Source organism: Salmonella sp. FC25216, from assembly GCF_057751355.1.
In genome coordinates, this window is sequence record NZ_JBDGON010000002.1 from 52,081 (window position 1) to 78,278 (window position 26,198).

At 52.3% G+C, this 26,198-nt stretch carries 24 protein-coding genes and 1 pseudogene; 20 read left to right on the forward strand and 5 right to left on the reverse strand.

Annotated elements, in window-relative coordinates; all coding sequences use genetic code 11:
* Positions 1-166: 166 nt before the first annotated feature.
* Positions 167-418 carry a DUF2766 family protein gene (locus AC3G3F_RS03735; protein ID WP_023248824.1) on the forward strand — a complete coding sequence of 84 codons (252 nt, stop codon included), beginning with the start codon at positions 167-169 and terminating at the stop codon, positions 416-418.
* Between the two features lie 86 nt (positions 419-504).
* Here AC3G3F_RS03735 and AC3G3F_RS03740 read toward each other — a convergent pair whose 3' ends face one another.
* Positions 505-1,008, reverse strand: coding sequence for a non-heme ferritin-like protein (locus tag AC3G3F_RS03740; RefSeq protein ID WP_023185714.1), 504 nt, complete (start codon positions 1,006-1,008; stop codon positions 505-507).
* Between the two features lie 554 nt (positions 1,009-1,562).
* Between AC3G3F_RS03740 and AC3G3F_RS03745 the strand changes: the two genes are divergently transcribed.
* The 4 genes and pseudogenes from AC3G3F_RS03745 (at position 1,563) to otsA (ending at position 5,323) form a co-directional block, all read left to right on the forward strand.
* Complete coding sequence (locus AC3G3F_RS03745) at positions 1,563-2,120, forward strand: DJ-1/PfpI family protein (RefSeq protein ID WP_023248823.1); 558 nt, start codon at positions 1,563-1,565, stop codon at positions 2,118-2,120.
* Positions 2,121-2,391: 271 nt separating this feature from the next.
* Positions 2,392-2,961, forward strand: a pseudogene (locus tag AC3G3F_RS03750) (ABC transporter permease subunit); the annotation flags it as partial.
* A 162-nt stretch (positions 2,962-3,123) separates the two neighbouring features.
* Complete coding sequence (otsB, locus tag AC3G3F_RS03755; protein WP_023248821.1) at positions 3,124-3,927, forward strand: trehalose-phosphatase; 804 nt, start codon at positions 3,124-3,126, stop codon at positions 3,925-3,927.
* On the forward strand, positions 3,902-5,323 hold the full coding sequence (gene otsA / locus AC3G3F_RS03760) for an alpha,alpha-trehalose-phosphate synthase (RefSeq protein ID WP_488394465.1): 1,422 nt from the start codon (positions 3,902-3,904) through the stop codon (positions 5,321-5,323). Before otsB ends, otsA begins: the two co-directional genes overlap by 26 nt.
* Before the next feature lie 17 nt (positions 5,324-5,340).
* Here otsA and uspC read toward each other — a convergent pair whose 3' ends face one another.
* Positions 5,341-5,769 (reverse strand): universal stress protein UspC, encoded by a 429-nt coding sequence (uspC, locus tag AC3G3F_RS03765; protein WP_023248819.1) that lies wholly within the window; start codon positions 5,767-5,769, stop codon positions 5,341-5,343.
* A complete protein-coding gene (locus tag AC3G3F_RS03770; RefSeq protein ID WP_044136501.1) occupies positions 5,766-5,882 on the reverse strand; it encodes a hypothetical protein in 117 nt (38 codons plus the stop codon). The genes uspC and AC3G3F_RS03770 overlap by 4 nt, the downstream gene beginning before the upstream one ends.
* Before the next feature lie 673 nt (positions 5,883-6,555).
* On the opposite strand from AC3G3F_RS03770, the gene flhD reads away from it, so the two are divergent.
* From flhD to bglB, 15 genes are all read left to right on the forward strand, one after another.
* A complete protein-coding gene (gene flhD, locus AC3G3F_RS03775; protein WP_001804550.1) occupies positions 6,556-6,897 on the forward strand; it encodes a flagellar transcriptional regulator FlhD in 342 nt (113 codons plus the stop codon).
* Complete coding sequence (gene flhC, locus AC3G3F_RS03780; RefSeq protein ID WP_000605987.1) at positions 6,894-7,478, forward strand: flagellar transcriptional regulator FlhC; 585 nt, start codon at positions 6,894-6,896, stop codon at positions 7,476-7,478. Before flhD ends, flhC begins: the two co-directional genes overlap by 4 nt.
* Before the next feature lie 124 nt (positions 7,479-7,602).
* The gene (gene motA / locus AC3G3F_RS03785; RefSeq protein ID WP_000906315.1) at positions 7,603-8,490 is read left to right on the forward strand and encodes a flagellar motor stator protein MotA; all 888 of its coding nucleotides are present in this window, start codon (positions 7,603-7,605) and stop codon (positions 8,488-8,490) included.
* Positions 8,487-9,416: a flagellar motor protein MotB gene (gene motB, locus AC3G3F_RS03790; RefSeq protein ID WP_023248818.1), complete on the forward strand. Its 930-nt coding sequence runs from the start codon at positions 8,487-8,489 to the stop codon at positions 9,414-9,416. Before motA ends, motB begins: the two co-directional genes overlap by 4 nt.
* A gap of 4 nt (positions 9,417-9,420) precedes the next feature.
* The gene (cheA, locus tag AC3G3F_RS03795) at positions 9,421-11,436 is read left to right on the forward strand and encodes a chemotaxis protein CheA (RefSeq protein ID WP_023248817.1); all 2,016 of its coding nucleotides are present in this window, start codon (positions 9,421-9,423) and stop codon (positions 11,434-11,436) included.
* A 20-nt stretch (positions 11,437-11,456) separates the two neighbouring features.
* Complete coding sequence (gene cheW / locus AC3G3F_RS03800) at positions 11,457-11,960, forward strand: chemotaxis protein CheW (RefSeq protein ID WP_000147290.1); 504 nt, start codon at positions 11,457-11,459, stop codon at positions 11,958-11,960.
* Positions 11,961-12,197: 237 nt separating this feature from the next.
* Positions 12,198-13,859 carry a methyl-accepting chemotaxis protein II gene (gene tar / locus AC3G3F_RS03805; protein ID WP_023248816.1) on the forward strand — a complete coding sequence of 554 codons (1,662 nt, stop codon included), beginning with the start codon at positions 12,198-12,200 and terminating at the stop codon, positions 13,857-13,859.
* A 161-nt stretch (positions 13,860-14,020) separates the two neighbouring features.
* On the forward strand, positions 14,021-14,887 hold the full coding sequence (gene cheR, locus AC3G3F_RS03810) for a protein-glutamate O-methyltransferase CheR (protein WP_000204357.1): 867 nt from the start codon (positions 14,021-14,023) through the stop codon (positions 14,885-14,887).
* The gene (gene cheB / locus AC3G3F_RS03815) at positions 14,884-15,933 is read left to right on the forward strand and encodes a protein-glutamate methylesterase/protein glutamine deamidase (protein ID WP_023248815.1); all 1,050 of its coding nucleotides are present in this window, start codon (positions 14,884-14,886) and stop codon (positions 15,931-15,933) included. Before cheR ends, cheB begins: the two co-directional genes overlap by 4 nt.
* A gap of 17 nt (positions 15,934-15,950) precedes the next feature.
* The gene (cheY, locus tag AC3G3F_RS03820; RefSeq protein WP_000763861.1) at positions 15,951-16,340 is read left to right on the forward strand and encodes a chemotaxis response regulator CheY; all 390 of its coding nucleotides are present in this window, start codon (positions 15,951-15,953) and stop codon (positions 16,338-16,340) included.
* A 10-nt stretch (positions 16,341-16,350) separates the two neighbouring features.
* Entirely contained in the window at positions 16,351-16,995 is a 645-nt protein-coding gene (gene cheZ, locus AC3G3F_RS03825) for a protein phosphatase CheZ (RefSeq protein WP_023248814.1), read from the forward strand.
* 193 nt (positions 16,996-17,188) lie between these two features.
* Positions 17,189-18,340 (forward strand): flagellar biosynthesis protein FlhB, encoded by a 1,152-nt coding sequence (gene flhB / locus AC3G3F_RS03830; RefSeq protein ID WP_053528942.1) that lies wholly within the window; start codon positions 17,189-17,191, stop codon positions 18,338-18,340.
* Positions 18,333-20,411: a flagellar biosynthesis protein FlhA gene (gene flhA, locus AC3G3F_RS03835; RefSeq protein ID WP_023248812.1), complete on the forward strand. Its 2,079-nt coding sequence runs from the start codon at positions 18,333-18,335 to the stop codon at positions 20,409-20,411. The genes flhB and flhA overlap by 8 nt, the downstream gene beginning before the upstream one ends.
* Complete coding sequence (gene flhE, locus AC3G3F_RS03840) at positions 20,411-20,803, forward strand: flagellar protein FlhE (protein ID WP_023248811.1); 393 nt, start codon at positions 20,411-20,413, stop codon at positions 20,801-20,803. Before flhA ends, flhE begins: the two co-directional genes overlap by 1 nt.
* A 260-nt stretch (positions 20,804-21,063) precedes the next feature.
* Complete coding sequence (gene bglB / locus AC3G3F_RS03845; RefSeq protein WP_488394470.1) at positions 21,064-22,203, forward strand: beta-galactosidase BglB; 1,140 nt, start codon at positions 21,064-21,066, stop codon at positions 22,201-22,203.
* Between the two features lie 54 nt (positions 22,204-22,257).
* Here bglB and mrdA read toward each other — a convergent pair whose 3' ends face one another.
* The gene (mrdA, locus tag AC3G3F_RS03850) at positions 22,258-24,129 is read right to left on the reverse strand and encodes a penicillin-binding protein 2 (RefSeq protein WP_053528943.1); all 1,872 of its coding nucleotides are present in this window, start codon (positions 24,127-24,129) and stop codon (positions 22,258-22,260) included.
* A gap of 188 nt (positions 24,130-24,317) precedes the next feature.
* A complete protein-coding gene (argS, locus tag AC3G3F_RS03855) occupies positions 24,318-26,051 on the reverse strand; it encodes an arginine--tRNA ligase (RefSeq protein WP_114048886.1) in 1,734 nt (577 codons plus the stop codon).
* Positions 26,052-26,198 lie beyond the last annotated feature (147 nt).

Consider the following 26,198-nt stretch of genomic DNA (forward strand, 5'->3'; position numbering starts at 1 on the left):
CCCCGCCCGACAAGTCAGAAGCGTTTCGCCCTGTCGCCAGGCATGATGTGTCGATAAAAGACCAGTAGCGACAGGTTCTATTCCTGGCATACAGACCAGAAACGGTGTTGCTACCGTTTCTGGCTATGAATGGGTACTATGACGTCCTGACTATAAGGAGTTCATCATGCCCCATACACTTAATGCCGACCAGGAACTGCTTTCTGACGTTGTCGCTTGTCAGTTGGTTATCAAGCAGATTCTGGACGTAATCGATGTGATTGCGCCAGTGGAAGTACGCGAAAAAATGTCCAGCCAATTGAAAAATATCGACTTTTCTAATCATCCTGCCGCCGCTGATCCGGTCACGATGCGCGCCATCCAAAAAGCGATAGCTCTGATCGAACTGAAATTTACGCCCCAGGGTGACTCTCACTAACAACCGCTGACTGTAGGCCGGATTAGCCGCTTCACGTTGCTATCCGGCGTAATAACGTCTCAATATCGTCGTTCAGGTAGCTGTTATCAGTGATGCTGATAGGTCACGACGTTAAGGAGATGTTGATCGGTTTGCGCCAGACATAACCCTGCTCGTTTAGCGCTGCGAACTTCTTCGAGAATAGTTTGTAAAAGTACGCCATCCTGCTGCTGCTCTTTTTCCAGGGTATGGAGAAAATCAAGCGTTGAGGCATCATTGAGCGCTTTCGCTTCGTCCGCAAGACGCGACAGCGTGCTGGCGCGTTGCTGATAATCCTCCAGAGTTTTCTGGAACAGTTCTTCCAGAGAACAGAGCTCATCGCCCGGAACGTCAATGGCTTTGACGATAGGGGTGGCGCCAGCGCTTTTCATAAAATTAAACATGCGCATCATTTGCGTCACGTTGCCTTGCGCCTGGGTACGAAGAAAGGTGGCGGTGCCTGTTAAACTGTGTTCAGAACACCATTCGCTTAGATGGAGGTAAAGATTTGATGCGTAAAATTCAAGGTTCATTTGCGTGTTGAGCTTTTGAACCATTCCTACTGCTGCCATAACAATATCCTTATTTCCAGAAAGTGTTGATGTGCATGACGGACGAAAATGCAACAGGCCGTTGTCACACTCTTACATCCATGCACAATAAATACTCTTAGCAGAAGAACTCCGTTCCGCCAGTCCCTTATGCGATCTGATTTCCTGTTTATCGATCGGTAACGAGAATAGCGCGTCAATAAAAATAAGAAAATCCTTAAATGCAATTGTTTATCTTTTTTTACATTTTCAGTGACGCGATTTTTTCAATAGTAATGTTTTCTGTTGTGCTTTTGTAATTATAACTAATTGAAAAACAATAGATATATAATTATTGTTTTGTTTTATGAAACATTGTTTCAGATCATAGAATAATCGTTTGAATCGTGGTAGTATCAATAAAATAAACATTATCCGATCTGGTTGTCACACGCATGAACGGTTGATAGCAAATTTACCTGTTTTTATAAAAAAACTGATTTTGCTGTAGATCATTTTTAATGTCATTAATCATACGGGCACATTATTCGGTTGAGCATAGTTTTGATGGGTGACACGTTAACAAGGAGCAGTCAATGAAAAAGGTCGCGGTGCTGCTGGCGCCAGGATTTGAAGAGGCAGAGGCCATTGTTACTATTGATATCCTGCGGCGTTTGCATATCGACGTAGAAATGCTGGCGTGTGCTGAATCTCGGGCGGTGGTGAGTTACCATGATATTCCCATGGTTGCGGACAGCACGCTGAGTGAACGCCAGCAGGCGCTTTTCGATGCGGTAGTTCTACCGGGTGGTCCGCAGGGTAGTGCCAATCTGGCCGCTAATCCGGCAGCGATCGCTTTCGTTGCGCGTCATGACGCAGCAGGTAAATTAATTTGTCCTATCTGTTCCGCTGCGGCAAGGGTACTGGGTGCCCACGGATTACTGAAGGGGCGTCGTTATGTTTGCTCCGGCGATCTGTGGAAAGCGGTTCAGGAAGGTGTCTATGTGGATGCTCCTGTTGTTGAAGACGGCAATTTAATTAGCGGCAAAGGTTTGGGTCATGTCTTTGATTTCGCGCTAACCCTTGCCGCCAGACTGCTGGCAGACGACGCACCGGTTCGCGAACAAGCCGGACATATCTATTATTCCTGGTAATCGTTATTTGCCCAGAGACGTAAGGATTAGCTGGCAGATGTGATGCTGGCTTTCCTGCCACTTGTCTGACAAACCTGATCTGGTTTATGTTATTTTCCGCTGAATTTATGTACGCAATTACTGTAATTCAGCGCTGTGCTGCTCTCCTGTGGGGAATCAAGTTCCCACTAAAACTATTCCAGCCATCAGTATTTATCTAACAAGAATCGCTCGATTTTACCCTACATAAAAGAATGCTAAAGCTGGAGTTAACCATGCACAAATTTACTAAGGTGTTGGCGCCGGGCTGCTGCTGGGCGTACTGTGCGGACTGGTCAGTGGCTTTGTGATTGCGCATCTGGAAATTGCCGCACTCGCCACAATGCAGATTGTGCGCAGTCTGGCTTATATCATCTCCGAGGGTAAATCGGTAGGCATTGAAGACGAGCTTTTCTGAACAAAACACTTTCGGGCGTAACACGCTGACGATAGGCGGCAATGAGGAGGCCGCACGGCTGGCCGGCGTACCGGTTGTACGTACCAAAATTATCATTTTTATTCTCTCTGGCCTGGTGTCGGCGGGTATCATTCTGGCTTCGCGTATGACCAGCGGTCAGCCAATGACCTCCCTGGATTATGAGTTAATCATTATTTCTGTGTGCGTATTAGGGGGGCATCCCTGAAAGGCGGTCTCGGAAAAATCTCATATGTGGTGGCGGGGTTACTGATATTAGGGACGGTGGAGAACGCGATGAACCTGCTCAACATTTCACCCTTTGCGCAGTATGTGGTTCGCGGCTTAATCCTTCTGGCAGCAGTCATTTTCGACCATTATAAGCAAAAAGCGAAGGGTACGATTTGATGAATTAACATTCAACTAAACAGTATAGCCCCACGCCATCGCTAACCGCTACCCCGGCTGGCGATGGCCTTTCTAAATGGCGAGCAGCGTCACACTGTCTATACTTACATGACTAATGAGACCGTTTGTGAGTCTCAATATGATGATAAGGAGGAGACCAGGGTGGCAGAACCGTTAACCGTATCCCCCGAACTCACTGCGAACTATGCGTATTTTTTTGACCTTGATGGCACATTGGCAGAGATAAAGCCTCATCCCGATCAGGTAGCGGTACCGCATAAAATCCTTCAGTTGTTAGACCGTCTCGCGGCGCACAACGCAGGGGCACTGGCATTGATTTCAGGGCGTTCAATGACCGAGCTGGATGCTTTGGCGAAACCTTTTCGCTTTCCGCTTGCTGGCGTTCACGGGGCAGAGCGCCGTGATATCAATGGTAAAACCCATATCGTACGCCTTCCTGAATCGGTAGTCCGCGAGGTAGAGGCGTTATTACGTTCGATGCTAGTGGCGCTGCCCGGGGCGGAGCTGGAGACGAAGGGCATGGCGTTTGCGCTGCACTACCGTCAGGCTCCTGAACATGAAGCGGCACTGCTGGCGCTTGCGCAACACGTTACGCAGCACTGGCCACAACTGGCGTTGCAGCCCGGTAAATGCGTAGTGGAAATCAAACCTAAAGGAACCAACAAAGGCGAAGCGATTGCCGCCTTTATGCAGGAAGCCCCCTTTGCGGGACGGATTCCCGTTTTTGTGGGAGACGATTTGACCGACGAGGCTGGCTTTGGCGTGGTGAATCACGCTGGCGGAATTTCCGTAAAAGTGGGCGTCGGGGCAACCCAGGCGGCATGGCGACTGGAAAGCGTACCCGATGTCTGGCGCTGGCTGGAGCAAATCAATTATCCACAACAAGAACAACAAGTAATGAATAACAGGAGAGATGGCTATGAGTCGTTTAGTCGTAGTATCTAATCGAATTGCCCCCCCGGATAATAAAGGCGGCGCCGGCGGCCTCGCCGTTGGCGTGCTTGGCGCGCTAAAAGCGGCTGGCGGGTTGTGGTTCGGCTGGAGTGGCGAGACAGGTAACGAGGATGAGCCATTAAAAAAGGTGACAAAAGGTAATATTACCTGGGCATCGTTTAACCTGAGTGAACAAGATTACGAAGATTATTACTGTCAATTTTCCAATGCGGTTCTCTGGCCTGCGTTCCACTATCGTCTGGATCTGGTGCAGTTTCAGCGTCCTGCATGGGAAGGCTACATGCGGGTTAATGCGTTATTAGCGGATAAGTTATTGCCTCTCGTTAAAGAGGACGACATCATTTGGGTGCATGACTACCACTTATTACCGTTTGCCAGCGAACTGCGTAAACGCGGCGTGAACAACCGAATTGGTTTTTTCCTGCATATTCCATTCCCGACCCCGGAGATTTTTAACGCCTTACCACCGTATGATGAACTGCTGGAGCAGTTGTGTGACTTTGATCTGCTAGGGTTCCAGACGGAAAATGATCGCCTGGCTTTTCTGGATAGCCTTTCAAGTCAGACACGAGTTACGACTCGCAGTGGCAAGCAGCATATCGCGTGGGGTAAAGACTTCCAGACAGAAGTGTATCCTATCGGTATTGAACCCGATGAGATTGCCCTACAGGCTGCCGGTCCGTTGCCGCCTAAACTGGCGCAGCTCAAAGCGGAACTGAAAAATGTGAAGAATATTTTTTCCGTTGAGCGACTGGATTATTCGAAAGGGTTGCCGGAACGCTTTCTGGCGTATGAAGCGCTACTGGAAAACTATCCGCAGCACCGGGGAAAAATTCGTTACACCCAAATCGCGCCTACATCACGCGGCGAAGTACAGGCATATCAGGATATTCGCCACCAGCTTGAGACGGAAGCAGGCCGTATTAATGGGAAATATGGACAACTGGGCTGGACGCCGCTCTATTATCTGAATCAGCATTTCGACCGTAAGCTATTAATGAAGATATTCCGTTATTCAGATGTTGGGCTCGTCACCCCGCTGCGTGATGGGATGAACCTGGTGGCGAAAGAGTTTGTCGCCGCGCAGGACCCCGCTAACCCTGGCGTATTGGTACTGTCGCAGTTTGCCGGCGCGGCGAATGAACTGACGTCAGCGCTTATCGTCAATCCTTACGATCGGGATGACGTAGCGGCGGCGCTTAATCGCGCTTTAACGATGCCGCTTGCCGAGCGTATTTCGCGTCATGCGGAAATGCTTGACGTAATCGTTAAAAATGACATTAGCCGCTGGCAGGAGCGTTTTATTCATGACCTAAAGGAGGTCACGCCGCGCAGCGCGGAGCGTCAACAGCAGAATAAAGTAGCGACGTTCCCTAAGCTGGCCTGATATATCGCGAGCGGCGACTAGTCACCCGCTAACGGCACCAGCAATACATCTACCTGGCTGGCGCTAACCACACTTTTTGCTGAGCAGGACGCTCGCGAAAAGAAGCTGTGGTTATGGTTGCCGCAAATGACCAGATCAACATGGTGTTTGCGGCACACATCCAAAATATGCTGGCTTAGCTCACCATAGGTGATGAAGGTTTGTTCAATCGGATAATCCGCTCTCTCACCCAGCATCTTAAGAAAATTCTCAGTCTCCTCATGCATAACCGCGCGTAAATCCTCCATCATAGGCGCGGCGAATTGGTTATACAGCTCAGGATCGGAAGCAAGGGTAATCAGACTTACTTTCGCCTGAACTGGACGGGCGATAGAAACGGCTTTAGCCAGTAGCTGGTGACTTTCCGGGGTGACGGCAACAGCGACAAGAATATGGGTGTAGCTCATAACTCGCTCCTTAATTGCAAGAATATGAGGTTGTCCTTTAGCTTTACTCTGTTTATCTCATTTCTGCAATGTGGTAATACCACAATAATGTGAAGGGCATCATAATTAATCATTAATTATTCTTATGAAAAGAATAGCGTTATAAGATGCTTTTTACACACCATCAAGATACTTTGATTGAGCCGATGAATAATAAAAGCTAAAAGTTAAATTAATTGAGCTTGTTTTTAATGTGACAGGGCTTGTGCTGGGGTATGATTAATTAATAACATTTAATATTTAACCTGCTGTTTACTAAAGGTAAAATAAAATCGTTTCTATAATAGAAATAATAGCGTGTTATCTATTACCCTGCCGTTATTTTAACACAGAGAAACAAAAAATAATTTGGTGTTGACGTCCCTCTATTCATCAGTGTGGAATAGAAAAAGTGAACATTAGGTGATTAAATAAACAAAATAAAAGCCATGCTGATGGTTTTATCGTAAGTATTCCGCTAAAATATGTGATCTACATCACATATTTTCTAAAATCGCTGTCCCGCTCCGTTGTATGTGACGAAGCTGACGAGTAGAGTTGCGTCGAATTAGGAAAAATCTTAGGCATTTGTAAAAATTGATGTAAACGTGTAAGGCGAATCCCGGCGGGAGGCTGTGTTATACGTCACAATGTCTGAGCACTGCTATGCATTTGACCTTTTTGCTTCTTTTACCGGGCCTTCCCGGCGACATCACGGGGTGCGGCTACGCCGCACAAAAATAAAGTTGGTTATTCTGGATGGGAACAATGCATACATCCGAGTTGCTAAAACACATTTATGACATCAATTTGTCATATTTACTCCTTGCACAGCGTTTGATCGTCCAGGACAAAGCATCTGCGATGTTCCGCCTCGGTATCAACGAAGAGATGGCAAACACACTGGGCGCGTTGACCCTGCCGCAGATGGTCAAACTGGCTGAGACGAATCAGCTAGTTTGTCATTTCCGGTTTGACGATCATCAGACGATCACCCGTTTGACTCAGGATTCGCGCGTCGACGATTTACAGCAGATTCACACAGGTATCATGCTTTCAACGCGTCTGCTCAATGAAGCGGACGATACGGCGCGTAAGAAAAGGGCGTGATAATGAGTGAAAAAAGCATTGTTCAGGAAGCTCGCGATATCCAGTTGGCGATGGAGTTGATCAATCTTGGCGCTCGCCTGCAAATGCTGGAAAGCGAAACACAGCTCAGCCGTGGTCGCCTCATCAGGCTGTACAAAGAGTTACGCGGTAGTCCGCCGCCTAAAGGGATGCTGCCATTTTCGACAGACTGGTTTATGACCTGGGAGCAAAATATTCACGCTTCCATGTTCTGCAATGCCTGGCAATTTTTACTTAAAACTGGCTTATGTAGCGGTGTGGATGCGGTGATTAAAGCTTATCGGCTTTATCTTGAGCAGTGTCCGCAACCGCCTGAAGGGCCGTTGTTGGCGCTGACCCGCGCATGGACTCTGGTGCGTTTTGTTGAAAGCGGATTGCTCGAATTGTCGAGCTGCAACTGCTGCGGCGGAAACTTTATCACCCATGCGCATCAGCCCGTGGGTAGCTTTGCGTGTAGTTTGTGCCAGCCGCCATCCCGCGCAGTAAAAAGACGTAAACTTTCCCGAGATGCTGCCGATATTATTCCACAACTGCTGGATGAACAGATCGAACAGGCTGTTTAACCGAAACGGTGTGGACAAACACTCCAGCAGCGGTAAGTCATTACCGCTGCTTTTTTTTGCCTTACCTTCGCGTTAATCGCCCGACTGCGCATCCTGTCATAGTCAACAGCGGAAGGATGATGTCGTGCTTATCTTATTAGGTTACCTGGTGGTTATCGGTACAGTTTTCGGCGGTTATGTCATGACCGGCGGACACCTTGGGGCACTCTATCAACCCGCTGAACTGGTCATCATTGGTGGCGCGGGGATAGGGGCGTTCATTGTCGGCAACAACGGGAAGGCCATCAAGGGCACAATGAAAGCGATCCCGTTGTTGTTTCGTCGTTCGAAATACACGAAAACCATGTACATGGATCTGCTGGCGTTGCTCTATCGCCTGATGGCCAAATCACGCCAGCAGGGTATGTTCTCCCTTGAGCGCGACATTGAAAATCCGAAAGAGAGTGAAATCTTCGCCAGTTATCCGCGTATTCTGGCTGATGCGGTGATGCTTGATTTTATTGTCGATTATCTGCGTCTGATCATCAGCGGCAACATGAATACGTTCGAAATTGAAGCGTTGATGGATGAAGAGATTGAAACCCATGAAAGCGAGGCGGAGGTCCCTGCCAACAGTTTGGCGATGGTGGGGGATTCACTGCCTGCCTTTGGTATCGTAGCGGCGGTAATGGGGGTGGTTCACGCTCTGGCTTCAGCCGATCGCCCTGCAGCGGAGTTGGGGGCGCTGATTGCCCATGCCATGGTAGGAACGTTCCTCGGTATTTTACTGGCTTATGGATTCATTTCACCGTTAGCTACCGTTTTGCGCCAGAAGAGCGCCGAAACCACCAAGATGATGCAGTGCGTAAAAATCACACTGCTGTCTAATCTGAACGGCTATGCGCCGCCGATTGCCGTGGAATTTGGACGTAAAACGCTTTATTCCAGTGAGCGTCCGTCGTTTATCGAGCTGGAAGAACATGTTCGCGCGGTGAGAAACCCAAACCAGCAGCAGACGACTGAGGAAGCATGAAAAATCAGGCTCATCCCATTGTCGTCGTAAAACGCCGCAAGCACAAACCGCATGGCGGCGGGGCTCACGGTTCCTGGAAGATTGCCTACGCCGATTTTATGACGGCGATGATGGCTTTTTTTCTGGTGATGTGGCTGATTTCCATCTCCAGCCCTAAAGAATTAATTCAGATTGCCGAATATTTTCGTACGCCGTTGGCCACCGCGGTAACGGGCGGTAAGCGGATTGCCAATAGCGAGAGCCCGATACCAGGCGGCGGCGATGATTACACCCAACAGCAGGGTGAAGTGGAAAAGCAACCGAATATCGACGAACTGAAAAAACGGATGGAGCAGAGTCGGTTAAACAAACTGCGCGGCGATCTGGATCAACTGATCGAATCCGATCCCAAGCTGCGCGCGTTACGTCCGCATCTGAAGATTGATTTAGTTCAGGAGGGGTTACGCATCCAGATTATCGACAGCCAGAACCGTCCGATGTTTAAAACTGGCAGCGCCGAAGTTGAGCCGTATATGCGCGATATCCTGCGCGCGATTGCGCCAGTGTTAAACGGTATTCCTAACCGAATTAGCCTGGCGGGCCATACCGATGACTTTCCCTACGCGAACGGCGAAAAAGGCTATAGCAACTGGGAGTTATCTGCCGACCGCGCCAATGCCTCGCGTCGTGAACTGGTTGCTGGCGGGCTGGATAACGGAAAAGTATTACGGGTGGTTGGCATGGCCGCCACGATGCGGCTGAGCGATCGCGGTCCTGATGACGCCATCAATCGCCGTATAAGCCTGCTGGTGTTAAACAAACAGGCGGAACAGGCCATTTTGCATGAAAACGCTGAAAGCCAGAATGAGCCGGTAAGTGTATTACAACAGCCTGCGGCAGTCCCGCCGGCAAGCGTACCCACATCGCCACAAGCCGAACCGAGGTGATAGCGTGAGCATGGATATTAGCGATTTTTATCAGACATTTTTTGATGAAGCTGACGAGCTGTTGGCAGATATGGAGCAGCATCTGCTGGATTTGGCGCCGGAATCCCCGGACGCTGAACAACTGAACGCCATTTTTCGCGCGGCGCACTCTATTAAAGGCGGCGCGGGCACATTCGGCTTCACTATTCTGCAGGAAACCACGCATTTAATGGAAAACCTGCTGGATGAAGCCCGACGCGGTGAAATGCAGCTCAATACCGACATTATCAACCTGTTTTTGGAAACGAAAGATATTATGCAGGAACAGCTCGACGCCTATAAAAACTCCGAAGAGCCGGATGCCGCAAGCTTCGAATATATCTGCAATGCGCTACGCCAGTTGGCACTGGAAGCGAAAGGCGAAACCGCGCCGGCGGTCGTAGAACCCGCGGCATTAAGCGCCGCGATCCAGGAAGAGAACGTAGCCGAAACCGAAACGCCTTGTGACGAGAGTAAACTGCGCATTGTACTTTCGCGGTTGAAAGCCAGTGAGGTCGATCTGCTTGAAGAAGAGTTGGGTAATCTGGCTACTCTGACGGATGTCGTCAAGGGGGCGGATTCACTGTCGGCGACTCTGGATGGCAGTGTTGCGGAAGATGACATTGTCGCAGTGCTCTGTTTTGTCATCGAGGCCGATCAGATCGCTTTTGAAAAAGTTGTCGCCGCGCCGGTTGCAAAAGTGCAAGAGAACATCGAGGTGGCGCCGGTAGCACCTCCGGCGGTGGTTGCGCCTGCCGCCAAAAGCGCGGCGCATGAACATCATGCGGGGCGCGAAAAACCTGCGCGTGAACGCGAGTCCACCAGTATTCGCGTGGCGGTAGAGAAAGTGGATCAGCTCATAAACCTGGTCGGCGAGTTAGTGATTACCCAGTCAATGTTGGCCCAGCGTTCTAATGAGCTGGACCCGGTAAACCACGGCGATCTCATTACCAGTATGGGACAGTTACAACGTAACGCCCGCGACTTACAAGAGTCGGTGATGTCGATTCGCATGATGCCTATGGAGTACGTCTTCAGCCGTTTCCCGCGTCTGGTACGCGATTTAGCGGGCAAACTGGGCAAGCAGGTAGAGTTGACGCTGGTGGGGAGCTCCACTGAACTTGATAAAAGCCTGATCGAACGCATTATCGACCCGCTGACGCACCTGGTGCGCAACAGTCTCGACCACGGGATTGAAATGCCGGAAAAACGCCTTGAGGCCGGAAAAAATGTTGTCGGCAACCTGATTCTCTCGGCAGAACATCAGGGCGGGAATATTTGTATTGAAGTAACCGATGACGGCGCGGGACTTAACCGTGAGCGTATCCTGGCGAAGGCCATTTCGCAGGGCATGGCGGTGAACGAAAACATGACCGACGATGAAGTGGGCATGCTGATTTTCGCGCCGGGATTCTCAACTGCGGAACAGGTCACGGATGTCTCCGGTCGCGGCGTTGGCATGGATGTCGTGAAACGTAACATTCAGGAGATGGGCGGTCACGTTGAGATCCAGTCAAAACAGGGCTCCGGCACCACGATTCGTATTCTGCTACCGCTGACGCTGGCAATCCTCGATGGCATGTCGGTTCGCGTAGCGGGGGAAGTTTTTATCCTGCCGTTGAATGCGGTGATGGAGTCGTTGCAACCGCGTGAAGAAGATCTTCATCCGCTGGCGGGCGGCGAACGAGTTCTGGAAGTCCGCGGCGAGTATTTGCCGCTGGTCGAATTGTGGAAAGTATTTGACGTGGAAGGGGCGAAAACCGAAGCCACGCAGGGCATTGTTGTGATTCTGCAAAGCGCGGGACGCCGTTACGCGCTGCTGGTCGATCAGCTCATCGGCCAGCACCAGGTGGTGGTTAAAAACCTGGAAAGCAACTATCGCAAGGTACCGGGTATTTCCGCCGCGACGATCCTGGGCGATGGTAGCGTCGCGCTGATTGTTGATGTTTCCGCATTGCAGGGTTTAAACCGCGAACAACGTATGGCGATCACAGCCGCCTGATTGAGTGAGAAGGGAATAATATGACCGGTATGAGTAATGTAAGCAAACTGGCCGGCGAGCCGTCAGGTCAGGAATTCCTGGTGTTTACACTGGGAGATGAAGAGTACGGTATCGATATCCTGAAAGTGCAGGAGATCCGTGGCTATGACCAGGTGACGCGCATCGCCAATACACCGGCCTTTATTAAAGGGGTGACTAACCTACGCGGCGTGATTGTACCCATTGTTGATCTGCGCGTGAAATTCTGCGAAGGCGACGTGGAGTATGATGACAATACGGTAGTGATCGTACTGAATCTGGGGCAACGTGTCGTCGGGATCGTGGTGGACGGCGTGTCTGACGTACTGTCGTTAACGGCGGAACAAATCCGTCCGGCGCCAGAATTTGCCGTGACTTTGTCAACGGAGTATTTGACGGGGTTGGGCGCGCTCGGCGAGCGTATGCTGATTCTGGTGAATATCGAAAAACTGCTTAACAGCGAAGAGATGGCGCTGCTGGATATCGCAGCATCACACGTCGCGTAATGACGTTGCCGGATGGCGTTGCGCCATCCGGCAATATTAACCGTTATGCTTCCACCTGCGGTATATTGCCTCTTCATCGCCCACGCCCAGAACTCCTGCATTTTGCGTCAGCATCGCCGCCGCGACACCGGTATGGTCAATATCGCCTTCCGGGATAACGTTTTTCCTTTTCGCAAATGTAAAGTTATCACCGCAGGTGCCGATAACGTTGATAACTCGTTATCAGGAAGGTGCCTTATGTTTAACCGTATCCGCGTTGTCACAATGCTGATGATGGTGCTGGGGGTTTTCGCACTGCTACAGCTTGTTTCCGGTGGTTTGCTGTTTTCTTCATTACAGCATAACCAGCAGGGTTTTGTTATTTCTAACGAATTACGCCAGCAGCAAAGTGAACTCACGTCGACATGGGACTTAATGCTGCAAACGCGCATTAACCTGAGCCGCTCCGCCGCACGCATGATGATGGACGCCTCTAACCAGCAGAGCAGCGCCAAAAAGGATTTACTCCAGAACGCAAAAACGACCCTCGCACAGGCGGCGACGCACTACACCAATTTCAAAAACATAACTCCATTGCCTGCGATGGCGGAGGCCAGCGCCAACGTCGATGAAAAATATCAGCGTTATCAGGCCGCATTAACCGAACTTATCCAGTTCCTGGATAACGGTAATATGGAGGCCTACTTCGCCCAGCCAACCCAGGGAATGCAAAACGCGTTGGGTGAAGCACTGGGCAACTACGCCCGGGTGAGCGAAAACCTGTACCGCCAGACATTTGAGCAAAGCGCTCATGACTACCGTTTTGCGCAATGGCAACTGGGGATTCTCGCGGTTGTGCTGGTGCTGATTTTGGTGGTGGTTTGGTACGGCATTCGTCATGCCCTGCTTAACCCATTAGTGCGAGTGATTGCCCATATCCGTGAAATTGCCAGCGGCGATCTGACGAAAACGCTCACCGTCTCAGGGCGTAATGAAATCGGCGAACTGGCGGGGACGGTTGATCATATGCAACGCTCGCTGATTAACACCGTGACGCAGGTTCGCGAAGGTTCGGATGCGATTTATTCCGGCACCAGCGAAATTGCCGCCGGTAATACTGATCTCTCTTCTCGTACCGAACAGCAGGCTTCCGCGCTGGAAGAGACGGCCGCCAGCATGGAACAACTGACGGCTACCGTGAAGCAAAACGCCGATAACGCTCGTCAGGCTTCGCAACTGGCGCAAAGCGCCTCCGATACCGCGCGTCATGGCGGTAAAGTTGTCGATGGCGTGGTGAACACCATGCACGAAATTGCCGACAGTTCGAAAAAGATCGCTGACATTATCAGCGTTATCGACGGTATTGCTTTCCAGACCAACATTCTGGCGCTGAACGCGGCGGTAGAAGCGGCGCGCGCGGGCGAGCAGGGCCGTGGTTTTGCGGTAGTGGCAGGCGAGGTACGTAATCTGGCCAGCCGCAGCGCCCAGGCGGCGAAAGAAATAAAAGCGTTGATTGAAGATTCCGTCTCGCGTGTCGATACCGGTTCTGTGCTGGTGGAAAGCGCCGGGGAAACCATGACTGACATCGTCAATGCCGTTACGCGCGTCACGGATATCATGGGCGAAATCGCTTCCGCCTCGGATGAGCAAAGCCGGGGTATCGATCAGGTCGCTTTGGCCGTTTCCGAAATGGATCGCGTAACGCAACAGAACGCCTCTCTGGTTCAGGAGTCTGCGGCGGCGGCCGCCGCGCTGGAAGAGCAGGCCAGCCGTCTTACCCAGGCGGTATCGGCTTTCCGCCTGGCGTCGCGACCGCTGGTGGCAAATAAACATGAGACGCGTCCGTCAGTGGACGTTCAGTCTGGCAATACGCCGCGGCCGTTAGCCGCCGGGGATGATGCGAACTGGGAAACCTTCTGATCGACATACGCTGTGTGCTATCGGTTATCGATTAATTTGCGAACCTGCCGATACTTTTCGACTGGTTCGCGATAGATAAAAGCAAAAAATGTGTAATACGGGAAGCATGGCGCTGCCGCAGGGCGCGCCCGTTGTATTTTGAATGTGATTAAGAAGGCGCTATGACATCATCTCTGCCCTCCGGGCAAACGTCATTATTGTTACAGATGACACAGCGCCTCGCGCTGTCCGACGCGCATTTTCGTCGGATATGTCAATTAATCTACCAGCGCGCAGGGATCGTGCTGGCCGACCATAAGCGGGATATGGTTTATAACCGCCTGGTCCGTCGGCTGCGTACCCTGGGACTGGATGATTTTGGCCGTTATCTCAGTATGCTGGAGGCTAACCAAAACAGCGCTGAGTGGCAGGCTTTTATCAACGCTCTGACCACCAACCTGACCGCTTTTTTTCGGGAGGCGCACCATTTTCCGATCCTTGCGGAACATGCGCGTCGCCGCCACGGCGAGTACCGCGTCTGGAGTGCGGCGGCATCGACGGGAGAAGAACCTTACAGCATCGCCATTACGCTGGCGGATGCGTTGGGGATGGCTCCCGGTCGCTGGAAAGTGTTCGCCAGCGATATTGATACTGAAGTGCTGGAAAAAGCGAGAAGCGGTATTTATCGCCTCAGCGAACTGAAAACGTTATCGCCGCAGCAGTTACAGCGTTACTTCATGCGCGGTACGGGGCCGCATGACGGATTGGTGCGCGTGCGTCAGGAACTGGCCAATTATGTTGAATTTTCCTCCCTTAATTTGCTGGAAAAGCAGTACAACATACCCGGCCCCTTTGACGCGATATTTTGCCGTAACGTCATGATCTATTTTGATAAAACGACACAGCAGGACATTCTGCGCCGTTTTGTTCCACTCCTTAAACCTGACGGACTGTTGTTTGCCGGTCACTCAGAAAACTTTAGCAACCTCGTGCGCGAGTTTAGCCTGCGCGGACAGACGGTGTATGCGCTAAGTAAGGATAAAGCATGAGTAAAATCAGGGTATTGTCGGTTGATGATTCTGCGCTGATGCGTCAAATCATGACTGAAATTATTAATAGCCATAGCGATATGGAGATGGTGGCGACCGCGCCGGACCCGTTGGTCGCCAGGGATCTCATCAAAAAATTTAATCCGGACGTATTGACGCTGGACGTTGAGATGCCGCGTATGGATGGCCTCGATTTCCTTGAAAAACTGATGCGTCTGCGTCCGATGCCGGTGGTGATGGTCTCCTCGCTGACCGGTAAAGGTTCCGAGGTGACGCTGCGGGCGCTGGAGTTGGGGGCCATCGATTTTGTCACTAAACCGCAGCTTGGCATTCGTGAAGGTATGCTGGCGTATAGCGAGATGATCGCTGAAAAAGTGCGTACCGCCGCGCGAGCCCGCATCGCCGCGCATAAACCGATGACGGCCCCGGCAACTTTAAAAGCCGGTCCGCTGCTCAGTTCGGAGAAACTGATTGCTATCGGCGCTTCAACGGGCGGTACTGAAGCTATCCGCCATGTGCTGCAACCGCTGCCGCTTTCCAGTCCGGCAGTGATTATTACGCAGCATATGCCGCCTGGCTTTACCCGCTCGTTTGCCGAGCGCCTGAATAAACTCTGTCAAATCAGCGTCAAGGAGGCCGAGGATGGCGAACGCGTATTGCCAGGTCATGCCTACATTGCGCCCGGCGACAAGCACATGGAGCTGGCGCGTAGCGGGGCGAATTATCAAATCAAAATTCATGACGGCCCGCCGGTGAACCGGCATCGGCCTTCCGTGGATGTGCTGTTTCATTCGGTGGCGAAACACGCGGGGCGCAACGCCGTAGGCGTCATTCTTACGGGGATGGGCAACGATGGCGCCGCCGGAATGTTAGCGATGTACCAGGCAGGTGCCTGGACCATTGCGCAAAACGAAGCAAGTTGTGTGGTGTTCGGCATGCCGCGCGAGGCCATCAATATGGGTGGCGTAAGCGAAGTGGTCGATCTTAGCCAGGTAAGCCAGCAAATGCTGGCGAAAATCAGTGCCGGACAGGCGATACGTATTTGAACCAGGAGTAGTATTTTATGGCGGATAAAGAGCTTAAATTTTTGGTTGTGGATGACTTTTCGACCATGCGTCGTATCGTGCGCAACCTTTTAAAAGAGCTTGGATTTAACAATGTGGAAGAGGCCGAAGACGGCGTCGATGCGCTGAATAAGCTCCAGGCGGGCGGCTTTGGTTTCATTATCTCCGACTGGAACATGCCGAACATGGATGGTCTGGAGCTGCTGAAAACCATTCGCGCCGATAGCGCCATGTCGGCGTTACCCGTGTTGATGGTAACGGCGGAAGCCAAGAAAGAGAATATTATCGCCGCCGCGCAGGCTGGCGCCAGCGGTTATGTCGTAAAACCGTTTACGGCAGCGACTCTGGAAGAGAAGCTAAACAAAATCTTTGAGAAACTGGGCATGTGAGGATGCGATGATGATGCAACCATCTATCAAGCCTGTTGATGAAGGCTCAGCAGGAGACATCATTGCGCGCATCGGTAGTCTGACCCGAATGCTGCGCGACAGCCTGCGCGAACTGGGGCTGGACCAGGCGATTGCCGAAGCGGCGGAGGCGATACCCGATGCGCGCGACCGTCTGGATTACGTCGTCCAGATGACGGCGCAGGCGGCGGAACGCGCGCTAAACAGCGTAGAGGCCTCGCAGCCGCATCAGGATGCGATGGAAAAAGAGGCGAAAGCGCTGACACAACGTTGGGACGAGTGGTTTGAAAATCCGATCGAGCTTTCCGACGCCCGTGAGCTGGTGACAGATACGCGCCAGTTTCTCAAGGATGTCCCGGGCCATACCAGCTTTACGAATGCGCAACTGCTGGACATCATGATGGCGCAAGATTTCCAGGACCTGACGGGGCAGGTGATCAAACGCATGATGGACGTGATTCAGGAGATTGAGCGCCAGTTGTTAATGGTGCTGCTGGAAAACATCCCGGAACAGGGCGCGCGCCCAAAACGCGAGAACGAAAGCTTGCTCAACGGCCCGCAGGTGGATACCTCGAAAGCTGGCGTAGTCGCCAGCCAGGATCAGGTGGACGACCTACTGGACAGCCTTGGGTTTTAAGCCTTTTTGACCTGATGGCGCTGCGCTTATCGGGTCTGAATCCGTCAACCAGGCCGGATACGATACCTTCTTATCGTATCCGGTTATCCATATTAACGCCATAAACCCCGCCTTTTTTACCGCTTACTCTGCCCATTGGCGTAAAGCGGTTCTGGCATCATTCTCGCTTATCAATTTATCCAGGGTTTGCTGCGTGGCAGAAGAGAGCGACGACGACAAAACAGAAGCCCCCACACCCCACCGACTTGAAAAAGCGCGGGAAGAAGGGCAGATCCCCCGATCCAGAGAACTGACCTCACTGCTGATATTGCTGGTGGGCGTTTGCATTATCTGGTTCGGCGGCGAGTCGTTGGCGCGGCAACTGGCGGGAATGCTCTCAGCAGGCCTGCACTTCGATCACCGTATGGTGAACGATCCTAACCTGATCCTGGGACAGATAATTTTGCTGATTAAAGCGGCGATGATGGCGCTGCTACCGCTCATCGCGGGCGTGGTGCTGGTGGCGCTTATCTCGCCGGTTATGCTTGGCGGTCTGATTTTTAGCGGTAAGTCACTACAGCCCAAATTTTCTAAATTAAACCCACTACCGGGAATTAAGCGTATGTTCTCGGCGCAGACCGGCGCGGAGCTGCTAAAAGCGGTGTTGAAATCCACGCTGGTAGGCTGCGTTACCGGATTTTATCTCTGGCATAACTGGCCGCAAATGATGCGCCTGATGGCGGAGTCGCCAATTACCGCAATGGGGAATGCACTGGATCTGGTCGGACTCTGCGCGTTACTGGTGGTACTGGGCGTGATCCCGATGGTGGGATTTGACGTTTTTTTCCAGATCTTTAGCCACCTGAAAAAATTGCGCATGTCACGTAAAGATATTCGCGACGAATTTAAAGAGAGCGAAGGCGATCCGCACGTTAAGGGCAAAATTCGCCAGATGCAGCGCGCCGCCGCACAGCGCCGCATGATGAACGATGTGCCGAAAGCGGACGTCATTGTCACCAACCCGACGCACTATTCCGTGGCGCTGCAGTATGACGAAAACAAAATGAGCGCGCCGAAAGTGGTCGCGAAGGGGGCCGGGTTGATAGCGCTGCGCATTCGCGAAATAGGCGCTGAACACCGGGTTCCCACTTTAGAAGCGCCGCCGCTGGCGCGGGCATTATATCGCCACGCCGAAATCGGTCAGCAAATTCCCGGACAGCTATATGCTGCCGTTGCGGAAGTGTTGGCCTGGGTCTGGCAGCTTAAACGCTGGCGGCTTGCGGGCGGGCAACGTCCTCCACAACCTGAGAATCTTCCAGTGCCAGAAGCGCTGGATTTTATGAACGAGAAGACTACTGATGGCTAATCTGGTCGCGATGCTGCGCCTGCCCAGCAACCTGAAATCAACGCAATGGCAAATTCTCGCCGGGCCGATCCTCATTCTGCTGATTTTGTCGATGATGGTGCTGCCGCTGCCTGCTTTTATCCTCGACTTACTGTTTACCTTTAATATTGCGCTATCGATCATGGTGCTGCTGGTGGCGATGTTTACCCAGCGTACTCTGGATTTTGCCGCGTTTCCGACCATCCTGCTGTTTACCACGCTATTGCGTCTGGCGCTTAACGTGGCCTCAACGCGTATTATTTTGATGGAGGGACATACCGGCGCGGCGGCGGCGGGAAAGGTGGTGGAGGCGTTCGGTCATTTCCTGGTCGGCGGTAATTTCGCGATCGGGATTGTGGTCTTTATCATTCTTGTCATTATCAACTTCATGGTCATCACCAAAGGCGCCGGACGTATTGCCGAAGTCGGCGCGCGCTTTGTACTGGACGGTATGCCCGGTAAGCAAATGGCGATTGATGCCGATCTTAATGCCGGTCTGATTGGTGAAGACGAGGCCAAAAAGCGGCGTTCGGAAGTCACTCAGGAAGCCGATTTCTACGGCTCGATGGACGGGGCGAGTAAATTTGTACGTGGCGACGCCATCGCCGGTATTCTCATCATGGTGATTAACGTGGTCGGCGGGTTGCTGGTCGGCGTATTGCAGCATGGAATGAGCGTGAGCAGCGCGGCGGAAAGCTATACCCTGCTGACCATTGGCGACGGCCTGGTCGCCCAGATCCCGGCGCTGGTCATCTCCACGGCGGCGGGTGTCATTGTAACCCGCGTCAGTACCGATCAGGATGTCGGCGAGCAGATGGTCGGCCAACTGTTCAGTAACCCAAGAGTAATGCTGCTTGCAGCGGCGGTACTGGGGCTGCTTGGCATGGTGCCTGGAATGCCTAACCTGGTATTTTTACTCTTTACCGCCGCCTTGCTCGGCCTGGCATGGTGGCTGCGCGGGCGCGAAGAAAAAGCGCCTGAGGAGCCGCAGCCGGTAAAAATGCCGGAGAATAACTCGGTGGTCGAAGCCACCTGGAATGACGTACAGCTTGAGGATTCACTGGGAATGGAAGTCGGTTACCGCCTGATTCCGATGGTGGATTTTCAACAGGATGGAGAATTACTCGGACGTATTCGCAGCATTCGTAAGAAATTCGCGCAGGATATGGGGTTTCTGCCACCGGTTGTCCATATTCGCGACAATATGGATTTACAGCCTGCGCGTTACCGTATTTTGATGAAAGGGGTAGAGATCGGCAGCGGGGACGCTTATCCGGGACGCTGGTTGGCTATTAACCCCGGCACGGCGGCGGGAACACTACCGGGCGAGAAAACCGTCGATCCAGCTTTTGGCCTTGATGCCATCTGGATTGAAAGCGCCCTGAAAGAGCAGGCGCAAATTCAGGGCTTTACCGTAGTTGAAGCCAGTACTGTTGTGGCGACGCACCTTAACCACTTGATTGGCCAATTCTCCGCCGAACTGTTTGGCCGCCAGGAAGCGCAGCAACTGTTGGATCGTGTCTCTCAGGAGATGCCTAAACTCACAGAAGATCTGGTCCCCGGCGTCGTGACCCTTACGACCTTACACAAAGTCCTGCAAAACTTACTGGCGGAAAAAGTCCCGATTCGCGATATGCGAACCATTCTTGAAACGTTGGCGGAACATGCGCCGTTACAAAGCGATCCGCATGAATTAACCGCCGTGGTACGCGTGGCATTAGGACGGGCTATTACGCAACAGTGGTTCCCCGGTAATGAAGAAGTGCAGGTGATTGGCCTGGATACCGCGCTGGAACGTTTGCTGCTTCAGGCATTGCAGGGCGGCGGCGGTCTTGAACCGGGTTTGGCGGATCGCCTGCTGGCGCAGACGCAAGAGGCGCTTTCTCGCCAGGAGATGCTTGGCGCGCCGCCAGTATTGCTGGTTAACCATGCGCTACGTCCATTATTGTCCCGCTTTTTGCGACGCAGTTTACCGCAGTTGGTGGTGTTATCGAACCTTGAGCTTTCCGATAACCGTCATATCCGCATGACAGCGACCATTGGAGGAAAATAATGCGTAAGTGGCTGGCGTTGCTGCTCTTTCCCCTGACGGTTCAGGCCGCAGGCGAAGGCGCGTGGCAGGATAGCGGTATGGGCGTAACCTTAAATTACCGGGGCGTTTCCGTATCGTCTTCGCCGCTGTCGGCGCGTCAGCCGGTTTCCGGTTTGATGACGCTGGTCGTCTGGCGTTATGAACTGAATGGCCCGACACCCGCGGGATTACGGGTACGTTTATGTTCCCAGTCCCGTTGCGTAGAACTTGATGGTCAGAGTGGCACGACCCACGGTTTTGCTCATGTTCCCGCAGTCGAACCGCTCCGCTTTGTCTGGGAAGTCCCCGGCGGCGGCCGACTCATCCCCGCGTTAAAAGTGCGGAGCAATCAGGTGATTGTTAACTACCGCTAACCGCCCATCTTTTCACCAGGCAGCAGGAATACTGCTGCCTGTTTCGCATGTTTGACTCTCCTTTTTTTATAAACAGAAACGCTGTTTTATAAATTGGTGACGTAGGTTGCCGGACTCTTTGTGTTTTTGCCATTTATGCCCTGGCAATGGCAGAAACAAAAAGGTTTCCGCCCAGCTTAGCTTTTACTGTGGCGAATCGACTGCGTCGGCGATAAAACTGCACGCAGCGCTGAATTCGACATTAAACAGAGGGTAAGTAAATGATGGTTTATCCAGTCAAACACAGTCCGTTATTGCGTCAGCCTGAGCATTTTATCGCCAGAGATGAACTAAAAGCCTTGATTCAAAAGGTGACGCATAACCTGGTCAATATTAAAGATGAGACGGGCGAATTTTTATTGCGACTGGACGATGGACGCGTGATCGATACTAAAGGTTGGGCAGGATGGGAGTGGACGCACGGTGTGGGTCTGTACGGAATGTATCACTATTATCAACAGACCGGCGACCAGACGATGCGTAAGATCATTGATGACTGGTTTGCCGATCGTTTTGCGGAAGGCGCGACGACGAAAAACGTTAATACGATGGCGCCGTTTTTAACGCTGGCGTATCGCTATGAAGAGACGCGTAATCCAGCGTATTTACCGTGGCTGGAAACGTGGGCCGAATGGGCGATGAATGAAATGCCCCGTACCGATCACGGCGGGATGCAGCACACCACGCTGGCGGAGGAAAATCATCAGCAGATGTGGGACGACACGCTAATGATGACGGTGCTGCCGCTGGCGAAAATCGGTAAACTGTTGAACCGACCGGAATACATGGAAGAGGCAACCTATCAGTTCCTGCTACATGTGCAGAATTTGATGGATAAAGAGACGGGGTTGTGGTTCCACGGCTGGAGCTATGACGGTCATCATAACTTCGCTAACGCTCGCTGGGCGCGTGGCAACAGTTGGCTGACCATTGTGATCCCGGATTTTCTTGAACTGCTGAATTTGCCGGAAAATAATGCCGTGCGCCGTTATCTGGTCCAGGTACTGAATGCGCAGATCGCCGCGCTGGCGAAATGTCAGGATGAAAGCGGTTTGTGGCATACGCTGCTTGACGATCCGCACTCTTATCTTGAGGCGTCGGCGACGGCGGGTTTTGCCTACGGTATTCTTAAAGCGGTGCGCAAACGCTATGTCGAGCGGCACTATGCGCTGGTGGCGGAAAAAGCCATTCGGGGGATAGTGAAACATATCTCGCCGGAAGGCGAACTGCGACAAACTTCATTTGGCACTGGCATGGGTCACGATCTCGATTTTTACCGCCATATTCCGTTGACCTCTATGCCTTACGGGCAGGCGATGGCCATGCTGTGTTTGACGGAATACCTGCGTAACTATTTCTGATTTATACGCATATTCCGGCCGTATCCTTGTCTGATGGCGCTTCGCTTATTTGATTTATGGAGCCTGGCCCGGCTGCGTGGTATTAGCCTGCGGATCAAACAGATGGTCAAGGATTTTTCGCATGACGGGCGCGGCGGTAACACCGTCGCTTCCGCCGTTTTCCAGAATCAAGGCAATAGCGACCTTAGGGTTTTTATATGGCGCAAAAGCAGTATAAAACACATGATCGCGAAGGCGAATGGGGATCATTTTCGCGTTGTAGGTCTGATTTTCTTTCAGGCTAAACACCTGCGACGTGCCGCTTTTCGCCGCAATGCCGTAGGGCGCGGTGTGAAAGAACTTATAGCCCGTTCCGTTGGGTGCATTCGCCATGCCATACATCGCCTGGCGCACCAGTCCCCAGTATGGCGAAGCCGGATCGGCTATCTGTGACGATGTACCAGAAGGACGATACGGAACCACCGTTTTGCCGCTCTCTTCATTGAGTAACAGGTGAGGGGCGATCACCTTGCCGTTGTTGATGAGCGCTACCATCGCTTTTACCATCTGGATGGGGGTGGCAATCCAGTAACCCTGGCCGATGCCGACAGAGATGGTATCGCCCTGATACCAGGCTTTTTTATGGACCCGCTGTTTCCATGCGCGGCTGGGAAGCAGTCCGTCATACTCTTCATTAAGATCGATGCCCGTCGGTTTGCCATAGCCGAACTGAGACAACATCGTGTCGATACGGTCAATACCCATCATATAAGCGACCTGATAGAAAAAGGTATCCGCAGATTCCTCAATCGCTTTAGTGACATCCAGCATACCGTGTCCGGTTTTTTTCCAGTCCCGGTAATGTCGCTGCGTGCCGGGAAGCGTCCAGGTTGGCGCGCCAAAGAAGGTGGTTTGCGGCGTAATAATCCCGCTTAACAGCGCGGACATCGCCATATAGGGTTTAACCGTTGATGCCGGAGGATAAAGCCCTTGCGTCACGCGGTTGATCAGCGGCAGATTTTTATCGTGCAGCAGTTTGCCGTAATCCTGATAGCTAATACCTTTTACAAAGGGGTTCGGGTCGTAGCTGGGCATAGATACCATCGCCAGCACTGAACCATCGTGCGGATCTTCAACCAGTACGGCAGCACGCTGCCCGGCCAGCAAACTTTCAATGTACTCTTGTAAATGGAGATCCAGCGTCAGGTGAATGTTCTTACCCGCGATGGGGGGAACGTCTTTCAGCAGGCGGACAATACGCCCGTGATTATCAACCTCGACCTCCTGATAGCCAGTTTTACCGTGAAGATCGTTTTCGTAGTAACGCTCAATTCCCTGCTTACCGATGTTATGGTCCGCCGCGTAATTCTCCGCCAGCCCTTTTTGGTCCAGCGCTTTAAGGTCGTTGTCGTTTATCTTTGACACGTAACCGAGAACATGCGCCAGCTCGGCGCCGTAAGGATACTGCCGATCCTGATAGCTATTGATCGTGACGCCGTTGAAATGGAACTGATTGACCGCAAAGCGTGCGATTTCAACATCCGTTAGCGCGTTTTTGAGCACTACCGGACGGTAGCGGCTACTTGATTTTAGCGCATGGCGGAAGTCGGCGATATCATCGGGAGAGAGATCAACAATAGGGGTGAGCTGTTTTAGCAGCGCATCCATATCGGCAATTTTATAGGGCGTAACCGCGATATCATACCAGGTCACGTTACGTACCAGCGGAATACCGTTACGATCGTAAATGATGCCGCGCGTTGGCGCGACGGGCAGCATCTTGATATCGTTCTCATTCGAACGGGTGGTGTAGTAGTGGTGCTGGCGGATTTGCAAGTTATAGAGATTGAAGATCAGGATACCAAAGCAGACAACCACTACGCCAAACGCCACGATTACACGTCTCAGGAAGAGTTTCTCTTCCGCATCAAAGTCTTTAAAAGTCATTACCTGTACCTGAACAATCCGCCGCCTAATGATACGGGGCGGTCAGCGCCAGCACAGGTAAAAGATGTTCCATCTCTCTATAGAAATGTGTCATTCCTTGTGATTTGTTACAGATATACCGCAGTGGCAATAAAAAGGCCTGAGTCCGCTACCCGGAGCCAGGCCTGATGATGTTAACGACGGCGCGTTTACATGCGTTCTACGGTTTCGATACCTAACGTATCCAGACCCAGTTTCAGGGTCTTCGCCGTCAGTTGCGCTAGCTTCAGACGGCTATTGCGAACCGCGTCATTCTCTGCGCTGAGAATGGGGCAGTGCTCGTAGAAGCCGGAGAACAGCCCGGCGACGTCATACAGATAAGCGCACATGACGTGCGGCGTACCTTCACGCGCGACCACCGTCAGGGTCTCTTCAAACTGCAGCAGACGGGCAGCCAGTTGCGCTTCGCGATCTTCGCTGATGATAACCGGCGCGCTCGCCAGCGCCTGCTCGTCGATGTCCGCTTTACGGAAAACAGACAGCACACGCGTATAGGCATACTGCATATAAGGTGCGGTATTGCCTTCGAAAGCCAACATATTATCCCAGTCGAAGATATAGTCAGTGGTGCGGTTTTTCGACAGATCGGCGTATTTCACCGCGCCAATACCGACTGCGTTAGCCAGTTTTTCCAGCTCGTCAGCCGGCATATCCGGGTTCTTCTCCGCCACCAGACGACGCGCGCGCTCCAGCGCCTCATCCAGCAGATCCGCCAGTTTCACCGTACCGCCCGCGCGAGTTTTAAACGGTTTGCCGTCTTTACCCAGCATCATGCCGAACATGTGGTGTTCCAGCGGAACGGAATCTGGTACATAACCGGCTTTGCGCACAATGGTCCAGGCTTGCATCAGGTGCTGGTGCTGACGGGAGTCAATGTAGTAGAGCACGCGGTCGGCGTGCAGCGTTTCGTAACGGTATTTGGCGCAGGCGATATCGGTAGTGGTATACAGATAACCGCCATCTTTCTTCTGAATGATGACGCCCATTGGGTCGCCTTCCTTGTTTTTAAACTCATCAAGGAAAACCACCGTTGCGCCTTCGCTTTCAACCGCCAGACCTTTGGCTTTCAGATCGGCGACAATGCCCGGCAGCATTGGATTATACAGACTTTCGCCCATCACATCGTCACGCGTCAGGGTGACGTTCAGGCGATCATAGGTGATCTGGTTTTGCGTCATCGTGATATCAACCAGCTTACGCCACATCTCACGGAAATAGGCATCACCGCTCTGCAATTTTACGACGTAGTTACGCGCGCGCTCGGCAAACGCTTCATCTTCGTCATAATGCTTTTTCGCATCGCGGTAAAATCCTTCGAGATCCGCCAGCGCCATGTCGCCCGCGTTTTCCTGCTGCTGTTTTTCCAGCCAGGCGATAAGCATACCGAACTGGGTGCCCCAGTCGCCGACGTGGTTAGCGCGAATAACATGATGGCCCAGAAACTCCAGCGTGCGCACTGCCGCATCGCCGATAATCGTAGAGCGTAGATGACCGACGTGCATCTCTTTCGCGACGTTGGGCGCAGAATAGTCGACGACAATCGTCTGACGAGTCGGCTGAGAAACGCCCAGACGATCGGAGGCCAGCGCTTGTTGCACCTGTTCAGCGAGAAAAGCCGGCTCGAGGAAAATATTGATAAAGCCAGGGCCGGCGATTTCAACCTTGCTGGCGATGCCGCTGAGATCCAGATGAGTCAGCACCTGCTCTGCAAGTTGTCGGGGGGCCATACCCAGTTTTTTCGCAACTGCCATCATGCCGTTGGCCTGATAGTCGCCGAACTGAACTTTGGCTGACTGACGAACCTGGGGCTCGCAATCTGCAGGCGCGCCTGCAGCAATCATGGCCTGACTAACTTTTTGTGAGAGAAGAGCCTGAATATTCACCGGAATACCTTACGTTTATGAAGCGGGCTGTATTGCCCGCGCCAGTTTAAGAATTAGGGCGGGAGTATACTGCAAATGCCCGTTGGCGTCAGCATTGCGCGCGCGGCGCGTCGCCTGAAATATACGCAACAATAATCTGCATAAGCA

Coding starts and splice junctions, on each gene's coding strand:
- AC3G3F_RS03735 (WP_023248824.1), top strand. CDS start 167: ATGCCCCATACACTTAATGCCGACCAGGAACTGCTTTCTGACGTTGTC.
- AC3G3F_RS03740 (WP_023185714.1), bottom strand. CDS start 1,008: ATGGCAGCAGTAGGAATGGTTCAAAAGCTCAACACGCAAATGAACCTT.
- AC3G3F_RS03745 (WP_023248823.1), top strand. CDS start 1,563: ATGAAAAAGGTCGCGGTGCTGCTGGCGCCAGGATTTGAAGAGGCAGAG.
- otsA (WP_488394465.1), top strand. CDS start 3,902: ATGAGTCGTTTAGTCGTAGTATCTAATCGAATTGCCCCCCCGGATAAT.
- uspC (WP_023248819.1), bottom strand. CDS start 5,769: ATGAGCTACACCCATATTCTTGTCGCTGTTGCCGTCACCCCGGAAAGT.
- AC3G3F_RS03770 (WP_044136501.1), bottom strand. CDS start 5,882: ATGATTAATTATGATGCCCTTCACATTATTGTGGTATTACCACATTGC.
- flhD (WP_001804550.1), top strand. CDS start 6,556: ATGCATACATCCGAGTTGCTAAAACACATTTATGACATCAATTTGTCA.
- motB (WP_023248818.1), top strand. CDS start 8,487: ATGAAAAATCAGGCTCATCCCATTGTCGTCGTAAAACGCCGCAAGCAC.
- cheW (WP_000147290.1), top strand. CDS start 11,457: ATGACCGGTATGAGTAATGTAAGCAAACTGGCCGGCGAGCCGTCAGGT.
- tar (WP_023248816.1), top strand. CDS start 12,198: ATGTTTAACCGTATCCGCGTTGTCACAATGCTGATGATGGTGCTGGGG.
- cheR (WP_000204357.1), top strand. CDS start 14,021: ATGACATCATCTCTGCCCTCCGGGCAAACGTCATTATTGTTACAGATG.
- cheB (WP_023248815.1), top strand. CDS start 14,884: ATGAGTAAAATCAGGGTATTGTCGGTTGATGATTCTGCGCTGATGCGT.
- cheY (WP_000763861.1), top strand. CDS start 15,951: ATGGCGGATAAAGAGCTTAAATTTTTGGTTGTGGATGACTTTTCGACC.
- cheZ (WP_023248814.1), top strand. CDS start 16,351: ATGATGCAACCATCTATCAAGCCTGTTGATGAAGGCTCAGCAGGAGAC.
- flhA (WP_023248812.1), top strand. CDS start 18,333: ATGGCTAATCTGGTCGCGATGCTGCGCCTGCCCAGCAACCTGAAATCA.
- flhE (WP_023248811.1), top strand. CDS start 20,411: ATGCGTAAGTGGCTGGCGTTGCTGCTCTTTCCCCTGACGGTTCAGGCC.
- bglB (WP_488394470.1), top strand. CDS start 21,064: ATGATGGTTTATCCAGTCAAACACAGTCCGTTATTGCGTCAGCCTGAG.
- mrdA (WP_053528943.1), bottom strand. CDS start 24,129: ATGACTTTTAAAGACTTTGATGCGGAAGAGAAACTCTTCCTGAGACGT.